The organism is Flavobacterium sp. (assembly GCF_020217025.1).
In the GTDB taxonomy this organism is placed as follows: domain Bacteria; phylum Bacteroidota; class Bacteroidia; order Flavobacteriales; family Flavobacteriaceae; genus Flavobacterium.
Genome location: NZ_JAIWOF010000190.1, coordinates 1 through 10,000, shown reverse-complemented (window position 1 = coordinate 10,000; position 10,000 = coordinate 1). Strand labels below are relative to the sequence as shown.

10 protein-coding genes are annotated in these 10,000 nt (G+C 31.1%); 9 read left to right on the top strand and 1 reads right to left on the bottom strand.

The window, feature by feature from the left end; genetic code table 11:
- Positions 1–1,798 (bottom strand): putative LPS assembly protein LptD (locus LDL23_RS09850; protein WP_291265538.1); only part of this gene is annotated, 1,798 nt, incomplete at its 3' end.
- A gap of 71 nt (positions 1,799–1,869) precedes the next feature.
- Here LDL23_RS09850 and LDL23_RS09845 point away from each other — a divergent pair.
- The 9 genes from LDL23_RS09845 to LDL23_RS09805 form a co-directional block, all read left to right on the top strand.
- The gene (locus LDL23_RS09845; protein WP_291265537.1) at positions 1,870–2,973 is read left to right on the top strand and encodes an N-acetylmuramoyl-L-alanine amidase; all 1,104 of its coding nucleotides are present in this window, start codon (positions 1,870–1,872) and stop codon (positions 2,971–2,973) included.
- Positions 2,974–2,986: 13 nt separating this feature from the next.
- Entirely contained in the window at positions 2,987–4,114 is a 1,128-nt protein-coding gene (locus tag LDL23_RS09840) for an N-acetylmuramoyl-L-alanine amidase (RefSeq protein ID WP_291265536.1), read from the top strand.
- A gap of 35 nt (positions 4,115–4,149) precedes the next feature.
- A complete protein-coding gene (locus tag LDL23_RS09835; RefSeq protein WP_291265535.1) occupies positions 4,150–5,103 on the top strand; it encodes an MlaD family protein in 954 nt (317 codons plus the stop codon).
- A 10-nt stretch (positions 5,104–5,113) separates the two neighbouring features.
- Positions 5,114–6,436, top strand: coding sequence for a (Fe-S)-binding protein (locus LDL23_RS09830; protein ID WP_291265534.1), 1,323 nt, complete (start codon positions 5,114–5,116; stop codon positions 6,434–6,436).
- Positions 6,437–6,468: 32 nt separating this feature from the next.
- Complete coding sequence (locus LDL23_RS09825) at positions 6,469–7,260, top strand: (Fe-S)-binding protein (protein ID WP_291265533.1); 792 nt, start codon at positions 6,469–6,471, stop codon at positions 7,258–7,260.
- Positions 7,261–7,273: 13 nt separating this feature from the next.
- Complete coding sequence (locus tag LDL23_RS09820) at positions 7,274–7,876, top strand: hypothetical protein (protein WP_291265532.1); 603 nt, start codon at positions 7,274–7,276, stop codon at positions 7,874–7,876.
- Between the two features lie 2 nt (positions 7,877–7,878).
- Complete coding sequence (locus tag LDL23_RS09815; RefSeq protein ID WP_291265531.1) at positions 7,879–8,361, top strand: ABC transporter ATPase; 483 nt, start codon at positions 7,879–7,881, stop codon at positions 8,359–8,361.
- Positions 8,362–8,381: 20 nt separating this feature from the next.
- Complete coding sequence (gene serB, locus LDL23_RS09810) at positions 8,382–9,605, top strand: phosphoserine phosphatase SerB (RefSeq protein ID WP_291265530.1); 1,224 nt, start codon at positions 8,382–8,384, stop codon at positions 9,603–9,605.
- 144 nt (positions 9,606–9,749) lie between these two features.
- Positions 9,750–10,000: hypothetical protein (locus tag LDL23_RS09805; RefSeq protein ID WP_291265529.1), on the top strand; the 251-nt coding region annotated here is incomplete at its 3' end.

Sequence of the window (10,000 nt, the reverse complement as noted above, 5' to 3'; positions counted from 1 at the left end):
CAAAATTAATCCCTGTAGCATCTAAGGCATATTTCTCAAAATACTGATCGAAATTTGGGGTATAACCATAGCTAACATTGGGACGCATTACATGACGAATAGCTTGAATTTTTTTATCTTCTCCAAAATTGAAGGTTCCATAAATTGTGGTTCCAATTCCCGCTGAAAAGTTATATGTTCTATACGTTTCAAATCCATTAACATCTTTAACTACAACTTGGTTTTCTATTGAGTTAAAACTCTTTTTAATGGTATTCATAACCCAAACTTCATTGTAAGTTGTTCCTGCAGAAACACTAAAATATTTAAAAATCTTGAAGTTGGTGTTAATTGGAATGGAATGTTGTAATCCTGATTTAGCATCTCTAAACATTTGAGAAGTAAAAAACAAAGAATCGTTAGTTTGAATTCTGTTTTCACCTCTTAAATTATATTGAAGATTGATGTTCTTTATGATCCCTTTTTTTATTCCATCTTTTGGTGCAAATGGATAAATACGATCTACACTACCTTGAAAAGTAGGTAATGTCATATTTATAATTCCTGTATTTGTATTTTGCGAATGTGTCGCAGAAACAGACATGTTAACTTGAGGTATTGTTCTAAATGTTTTAGAAAAGGATACCGATGAACTTAGGTTATTGTTTAAACTAGAACCTACATTGTTCATATTTATAGATTGCCTAAAATACTGACTACTTCCTAAGTTTACAGAGGCAGAAAATCTGGAATCAGCAGAAGCTTTCGTGTCTTGTGTATGCGACCACTGAATATTGTATTGTTTTGATTTTACATAGTCAGGAAATCCTCGCTCACTGATGATATTGTTTTCAAATCTAAAATTTAAGCGTCCATTAAATTTGTATCGTTTTGCATAACTACTTTCGGCTCGTAAACCATAACTTCCATTAGTGTAATAATCTCCCAAAATAGCTAAGTCATAATAATCACTCAAAGCAAAATAATAACCCCCATTTTGAAGGAAATATCCTTGTCTATTATTTTGTCCAGGAGTTGGCATAATAAATCCAGATAAACTTTTTTCTGTTATTGGAAAATAAGCAAATGGTAAGCCTATGGGAGTAGGAACGTCCATAATTACCATATTGGTTAATCCAGCTACTACTTTTTTCTTAGGAACAAATTTTACTTTTCTAACTAAAAAATAATATTCAGGATCATCAATATTTTTTGAAGTGGTCATGCGAGCATTCTTCATAAAGTAAACGGAATCGTTTTCTTTTTTAGAAATTTCAGCTTTTATGAATAATTCTCCTTGCTTCGTTCTTGAGTTCCAAACTTTTGCTCGTTTTGATTTGGTATGGAAAATAATCGAATCCGGTTCAATAATATTTTCCCCTTGTTTAAAAACGGGACGCTGAATATAATTTCCAGCCGAATCTTTTAATCGTCCTGCATAGACTAGGTTTTTTTCATAGTCTAAAACTATTTTACCAGCTTTTAATTCAAAATCGGTATAATAAATTTCGGCTTCGTCGTGTAGGGTTACTGTTTTTTTCTTTTGATCAAGTTTTTCGTATTCTTTCGCTTTCATATTAACGACGCCTTCTAAAAATGGTTTATTCTTTTTAGTGCTGTCAATAGCTGTAGAATCTTTAACTTTTACTAAATCAGTTTTTGTGAGTGTAATGGTACTTGGAATCGGATTTTCTTGAGAAAAAACAGAAGTGGTTCCTAGTGTTAGAAAAATTACTGAAAAAACGATATGAAATAACTTTGTATGCAATGCTTTTAATAGTATTTTTGTAAAAATTTGGCTCACTTTTTGAAGTGTCAAACTTACATATATTTTTTTGCAAAAATAATGTTTTAATAAAATTATAACTTATAATACCTATCATTTGTTTTATGCCATCAAAAAAAAATACTAAAAAGCTGTTTTTATGGGTTTTACTTTTATCTATCACCTTTGGATTTAGTCAAAATAACACTAAATTTAAAGTGGTTCTAGATGCCGGTCACGGTGGAAAAGATCCAGGAGCTGTAAAAAATAGGGTACAAGAAAAAGATGTAGCACTTGATGTTGTGCTTAAAATTGGAAAAATTTTAGAGAAAAATAAAGATGTTGAAGTTGTATATACTAGAAAAACGGATGTTTTCATAGAATTAAGAGAACGTGCTAACATCGCAAATAAAGCAAAAGCTAATTTATTTGTTTCCGTTCATTGCAATTCGGTTAAAACAGGAAATCCATCAGGAGCAATGACTTTGGTAATGGGAATGTCGAGAACCGGAACCAATTTGGAAATTGCAAAGACAGAAAACGCAGTAATTTTTCAAGAAACAGATTATAAAACGAAATATAAAGGTTTTGATCCCAATAATCCCGAAACATTAATTGGTTTAAAAATCATACAAGAAGAGTCATTGCTGCAGAGTATTGAATTAGCAACTTTAATTCAAAATCAATTTCGAAATGAATTAAAAAGAAAAGATAAAGGAGTTCATCAACAACCTTTGTGGGTTTTAGATGCTACAGTTATGCCTGGTGTTTTTGTAGAATTAGGTTTTGTTTCACATCCTGATGAAGCTAAATATTTGAGTTCTGAAAGCGGAAAAGAAGAAATGTCAGAATCTATTTCTAATGCTATTTTGGCTTACAAAAATGATTTTTTCAATGGAGGAGAAGTGACAGAAATGGAAACTGTTGTGGTGCCAAAAGGATCAACTTCTACTAAGACAAGTTCAGATTCAGAAAGAGTTACAACAGAAAAGAGTAATTCTAAATCAAACAAAACCTATTACAAAGTTCAAATTTCAGCAGGAACAAAAAAATTGGAAACAAAACCTTCTAATTTTAAAGGTTTAAAAGGAATTACTTTTGAAAAAGAAAACAAACTATACAAGTATTTTTATGGTGAAGAAACAGATTATAACGCTTGTAAGAAAAAATTAGATGAAGCTAAGAAAAAAGGATATACTTCTGCTTATATTGTAACTTTTAAGAATTAATAATCAATTGCATATGTTAAAGAGAATCGTTTTTGTAGTGATTGCAATGTGTGTTTTTCCAGTATTCGGTCAAAACCAAAAATTTAAAGTAGTTTTAGATGCGGGTCACGGTGGAAAAGATTATGGAGCAGTGTATCATGGTAATATTGAAAAAAATATTGCTTTACAAACTGTGTTACGAGTTGGTGCTATTTTAGAAAAAGATCCTCAAATTGATGTGGTATATACACGTAAATCAGATGTTTTTATCGAATTACAGCAACGTGCTAATATTGCCAACAAGTCTAAAGGGAGCATTTTTGTTTCCATGCATTGTAATGCTAATAAAAATCAAGCGGCTTCAGGAAATGAAACGTATGTTATGGGTATTACTCGTAATGCTTCCAATTTAGAAGTAGCAAAAAATGAAAATGAAGTAGTTACTTTGGAAACCGATTATAAAATAAAATATGATGGTTTCGACCCAAATTCTCCAGAATCCGTAATTGGAATTTCAATACTTCAAGAAGAACATTTAGATCAAAGTATTGAGCTAGCAGGAAGAGTTCAAGAATTTTTCACTAAGAAAACCGACAATAAAAATAGAGGTGTAAAACAAGCAGGATTCTTAGTATTACGACAAATTACAATGCCGAGAGTTTTGATTGAAATGGGATTCGTTTCAAATAAAGAAGAAGGAGCATTTTTAAATTCAGAAGAAGGTCAAGATAAACTAGCTGAAGCTATTTCTAGTGCTATTTTAGATTATAAAAATGAATTTTTTAATCCTTCTAAAAATGATAACGATAAAGAAGAGGTAAAAGTTGTGGATAAGAAGGAGGAAACAATAGTTAAAGAGACTCCTAAAAAAGAGGTTCCAGTTAAAGCAAAAGAAATAGTTACCGAGAAAGGAATTATTTTTAAAATCCAAATTTCTGCAAGTACTAAAGAATTAGCAACAACTCCTTCAAACTTTAAAGGATTAAGTCCAATTTCTGTTGAATCTACGGGAAGTTTACATAAATACTTTTTTGCATCCGAAAAAAATTACGATGCTGCTAAGCAAAAATTGGAGGAGGCCAAGCAAAAAGGATATTCTACAGCCTTTATTGTAGCTTATAAAGATGGAATAAAAATAAGCGTAACCGATGCAATAAAATAAAATAAAAGTTTATTTTTGTTAAAAATTATTAAGCTTTGAAACTAACAAGAGAAATCAAAACCGCCGTCCTCGTTATTGTATCAATATTATTATTCATTTGGGGATATAATTTTTTAAAAGGAAAAGACTTATTTGATAGCAGTACAAGAGTTTATGTTGTGTATGACAATGTAGCAGGACTTGTTAATTCTGCTCCAGTAACTTTAAACGGATTAGCAATTGGTAAGGTAAACTCAATTACCATTCAGCCTGACGGAAAATTATTAGTAGAAATGCAAATTACTACCGATTTTCCAATTGCCAAATCGAGTGTTGCTGAAATTTATGATTCTGGATTAGTAGGTGGAAGACAAATTGCTATTAAACCTAATTTTCAAGATAAAAATTTTATAAAATCAGGAGATTATTTAACAGCAAGTAGTAAGTTAGGTTTAACGGATGCTTTAGCGCAACAATTAGAGCCGCTTCAATACAAAGTTCAAAAGTTATTAGATAATGCAGATGTTTTATTTTCTAATGTAAACGATATATTAGACGAAAAAACAAAGCAAAATCTCAAAAGTAGTATTGCGGAGTTAAACAAAACACTTTCTGAATTTAGTGTTGCTTCAAAAAACATCAATGAAATGATTGCCGATAACAAATCGAAAATCAATTCTACAATGACTAATTTAGATAAAACTACTGCTAATTTTTCTAAAATGTCTGATTCACTTGCAAAAGCAAACTTGGGTCAAACCGTTAAAAACTTAGAAAAAACATTGGTAAGTGTAGATAAAATCATGGCCGATATCAATAGTGGTAAAGGTACTATGGGTAAATTGATGAAAGATGATGCTATGTATACTAATTTCACTAATACGTCTAAAGAATTAGAGTTGTTATTACAAGATCTTCGCTTAAATCCAACACGTTATGTAAATGTTTCTCTTTTTGGAAAGAAAAACAAACCTTATGTAGCTCCAGTTAACGATACAATCAAAAAGTAAATTTTATACGATGCAATTTTTAGATAATATTTTCTTCGCATTGCTTTTAGCAGCAGGTGTAGGTTATTTTACAATCAATGTAAAAAAACTAATTCGTAACATTAAATTAGGTCACGATGTAGATCGAACTGATAATTCTTCTGAACGTTGGAAGAATATGACGATGGTTGCCTTAGGACAATCTAAAATGGTAAAACGTCCTGTTGCGGGATTTTTACATATTATTGTGTATGTAGGATTCGTAATTATTAACATCGAAGTAATTGAAATTATTATTGATGGACTTTTCGGAACGCATCGTGTTTTGTCTTTCATGGGAGGATTTTATGATGTGTTAATTGGGTCATTCGAAATTTTGGCTTTCTTAGTATTAGTAGCTGTAATTATATTCTGGATTAGAAGAAATGTTACCAAATTAGGTCGTTTCGCTAGTTCTGATTTAGATGGTAAACCTAGAAATGACGCCAACTATATTCTATATTTTGAAGTAGTTTTAATGACGTTATTCTTAGTAATGAATGCAGCTGATTTCCATTTGCAAAACTTAGGAATAGGTCATTATAATCAAGCAGGAAGTTTCCCAATTTCTCAATTTATTGCTCCAATTTTCAATGGTATGAGTGAAGGTTCAGTTGTACTTATTGAAAGAACTGCTTGGTGGTTTCACATTGCAGGAATCTTAGTTTTCTTAAACTATTTGTATTTCTCTAAACATTTACACATTTTATTAGCTTTCCCAAACACATACTTTGCAGATTTGAATGCGAAAGGGAAATTAAATAATTTAGAAAGTGTTACTAACGAAGTTAAATTAATGATGGATCCAAATGCTGATCCGTTTGCAGCACCAGCCAATCCTGATTCTGTACCAGCAAAGTTTGGTGCTTCTGATGTTCAAGATTTAAATTGGGTGCAGTTATTAAACGCTTACAGCTGTACCGAATGTGGTCGTTGTACTTCATCATGTCCAGCGAACCAAACAGGTAAAAAATTATCACCTCGTAAGATTATGATGGATACGCGTGATCGTTTAGAGGAAGTAGGAAGAAATATCGATTTAAATAAAGGTGTATTTGTTGATGATGGAAAATCATTATTAAACGATTACATTACTACAGAAGAATTATGGGCTTGTACAACTTGTAATGCTTGTGTGGAAGAATGTCCTATCAATATTAGTCCGCTATCAATTATTATCGATATGCGTCGTTACTTAGTAATGGAACAAAGTGCAGCCCCAATGGAACTAAACAATATGATGAGTAATATAGAAAACAATGGTGCGCCTTGGCCTTATAATCAAATGGATCGTTTAAATTGGGTAAACGAATAATTTTACATTAACTATCTTAAATAGTATATAATATGTCAGAAAATTTAATTGTACCAACAATGGCCCAAATGATGGCCGAAGGAAAACAACCTGAAATTTTATTTTGGGTAGGTTCTGCTGGTAGTTTCGATGACAGAGCAAAAAAAATCACAAGAGCTTTCGTTAAAATTTTAAATAAAGCAAATGTTAACTTTGCAGTTTTAGGAACCGAAGAAAGTTGTACAGGAGATATAGCAAAAAGAGCTGGAAATGAATTTTTGTTTCAAATGCAAGCTTTCATGAATATTGAATTGCTTAATGCTTACGAAGTAAAGAAAATTGTAACCTGTGATCCACATTCATTTAACTGTTTAAAAAATGAATATCCAAGTTTGGGTGGAAATTATGAAGTTTTACACCATACGCAATTTATTCAACAACTTTTAAAAGAAGGTCGTATTGATTTTAATAAAGATACGTATAAAGGAAGCCGTATAACGTTTCATGATCCTTGCTATTTAGGTAGAGCTAACAATGAATATCAAGCTCCAAGAGAAATATTATCTCAAACAAATGCCGAAGTTGTTGAAATGAAAAGAAGCAAAAGTGCTGCATTATGTTGTGGAGCGGGTGGCGCTCAAATGTTTAAAGAACCTGAAAAAGGAAACATGGATATTAACGTTTTAAGAACGCAAGATGCGCTTGAAACTACTCCAAATATTATAGCTACAGGATGTCCTTATTGTAATACAATGATGACTGATGGAGTAAAATTTGCACACAAAGAAAACGAAGTTAAAGTATTAGATATTGCAGAAATAATAGCAAACGCACAAAATTTATAATTTAAAACTAAACATGAAAAAAATCTTATTATTACTTGTCCTTGTAGGAAATGTTGCATTTGCTCAAAAACTAACTAAAGATCAATTATCTGAAAAATTAGCTGAAAAAGCTTGTGGTTGTGCTGAAAAACAAGAGATTACAAAAGATAACTTCGAATTAACTATCGGAATTTGTTTGTTAGAAGGCATCAATGCTTATGAAAAGGATGTAGAAAAACATTATGGTAAAGATGTAATTTCTAACGACAAAAAAATGGAAGAGTTGGGATATGAAATTGGAAAAAAAATGGGTTTGAAATGTCCAACAGTTTTCAAATTCATGTTAGAGGATGAGGCTGATGAAGTTGTGGAAGTTGATGCAGAAGATTTAGTTCTTTCTGGTAAAATTTCGGAAATTAAATCAGAGCAGTTTCTAACTTTTATTGTTAAAGAACAATCAGGTAAAACTAATCAATTTATTTTATTAAGTAGTTTTGATAATGCATTTTTATTAACAGATAAAGTATTAAAAGCTACTGACGCTGTTGATGTTACCTATTATGAAATGGAATTATTTGATGCTAAATTAGGTAAATTTGTATCTTATAAAATTGTTACTGATATCACAAAAAAATAATCATGTTTGTACCATTTGATACCTTACCAGAAGAATCAAAAATTTGGATTTATCAGTCCAATAGAAAATTTTCTGATGAAGAAATTCATGAAATTGAAACAGAACTAAAATTCTTTTTGGAGAATTGGACATCACATGGACAGCATCTTGAAGCTTCTTTTGTAACTCGTTATAATCGTTTTATTATTATAGCTGTAAATCAGGAAGTACAAGCTGCTACAGGTTGTTCTATTGATGCTTCGGTACAATTTATCCAAAACTTAGAACAAAAATATAATGTAGATTTATTAGACAAAATGAACGTTACTTTTAAAGTTGGCGATCACGTTGCTTTTAAACCGCTTATCGAATTTAAAAAAATGGCTAAAGAAAAAGCTGTTTCAGAAAATACAATTGTCTTCAACAATCTTTTAAATACTTTAGGAGAGTGGCAAGATTTCTGGGAAGTTCCTGCTAGTGAAAGTTGGCACAATAGATTTTTTTAGATTCATTTTCAAAAAAGCTCATGGATAGCGATATATTTTTATTAAGCATTTCTGGTCACGACAAACCGGGATTAACATCTTCATTGACAGCTGTTTTAGCAGCGTATGATGCAAATGTTCTCGATATTGGTCAAGCTAATATTCACGATACACTTTCATTAGGTATTTTGTTCCAAATTAAATCTGGAAAAAAATCGGCTGCTGTTTTAAAAGATATCTTATTCAAATCCTATGAATTAGGAATTAAAGCAAAATTTAAACCCATTTCTCTTGAAGATTACGAGAAATGGGTGAATCTTCAAGGAAAAGATCGCTATATAGTAACTCTTTTAGGTGAAAAAATAACGGCTCAACAAATTTCAGAAGTAACTAAAGTTATTTCTGAAAAGAACTTAAACATCGATGCAATCAAGCGATTAACCGGAAGAGTTTCTTTGGTGAAAGAAGATGATTATCCAAGATCTTCTATTCAATTATCTATTCGTGGAGAAATAAATGATAAATTTGAATTTACCGAAAAATTCATGGCTATTTCGTCCGAATTAAATCTAGATATTGCCTTTCAAGAAGACAATATTTTTAGAAGAAACAGACGTTTAGTTTGCTTTGACATGGATTCCACTTTAATACAAACCGAAGTAATTGATGAATTAGCCGAACTTGCTGGCGTTGGCGAACAAGTAAAAGCCATTACAGAATCTGCAATGCAAGGCGAAATTGATTTTCAAGAAAGTTTCAAGCAAAGAATGTTTCTTTTAAAAGGTTTAAGTGAAGAAGTTCTGGAAGAAGTTGCCATTAATTTACCCATCACAAAAGGAGCAAGACGATTAATTGATACTTTAAAATCGTATGGTTTTAAAACCGCAATTCTTTCTGGTGGATTTACCTATTTTGGAAAATATCTTCAAAAAGAATTAGGAATCGATTACGTTTATGCCAATGAATTAGAAATCATAGACGGAGTTCTAACCGGTGGATATATTGGTGAAATTGTAGACGGAAATAAAAAAGCCGAATATCTAAAAGAAATCGCACACAAAGAAGGAATTCATATTAATCAAACCATTGCTGTTGGTGATGGCGCTAATGATTTACCTATGTTGAATCTAGCTGGTTTAGGAATTGCTTTTCATGCAAAACCAAAAGTAAAAGACAACGCGCAAAGTTCTATTTCAAGCATTGGTTTAGATGGTGTTTTGTATTTGTTAGGCTACCATGACCGTCATATCGATTTGATGGATTAGTTTATTCTTATCTTCGTAAAAAAGAATAGAATCCCTAGTTAACAACTTTCTTCATAAAATAAACCTAAAACGCTTTATTTTAAAGCTAAGATGTAGTATTTTGGCATGGATTTAGTTCTAAGTTAAAAAATCAAACAATAATTTATGCAAAGAGTGCTCACCCTACTGTTTTCGGTAGTTTTCATACATATATCATTTTCCCAAAATAAAACCAAACCTGTTTTAACTGCAAAAAAAGTGGTTTCACAACAAGTTTGGGTCGACAGTATTTACAACCAATTTTCGTTTGAAGAAAAAGTGGGGCAGTTGTTTATGGTTGCCGCGTATTCTAATAAAGATGAAGCACACAATAAATCCATCGATAAATTAGTTGAAGAATATAAAATTGGAGGTTT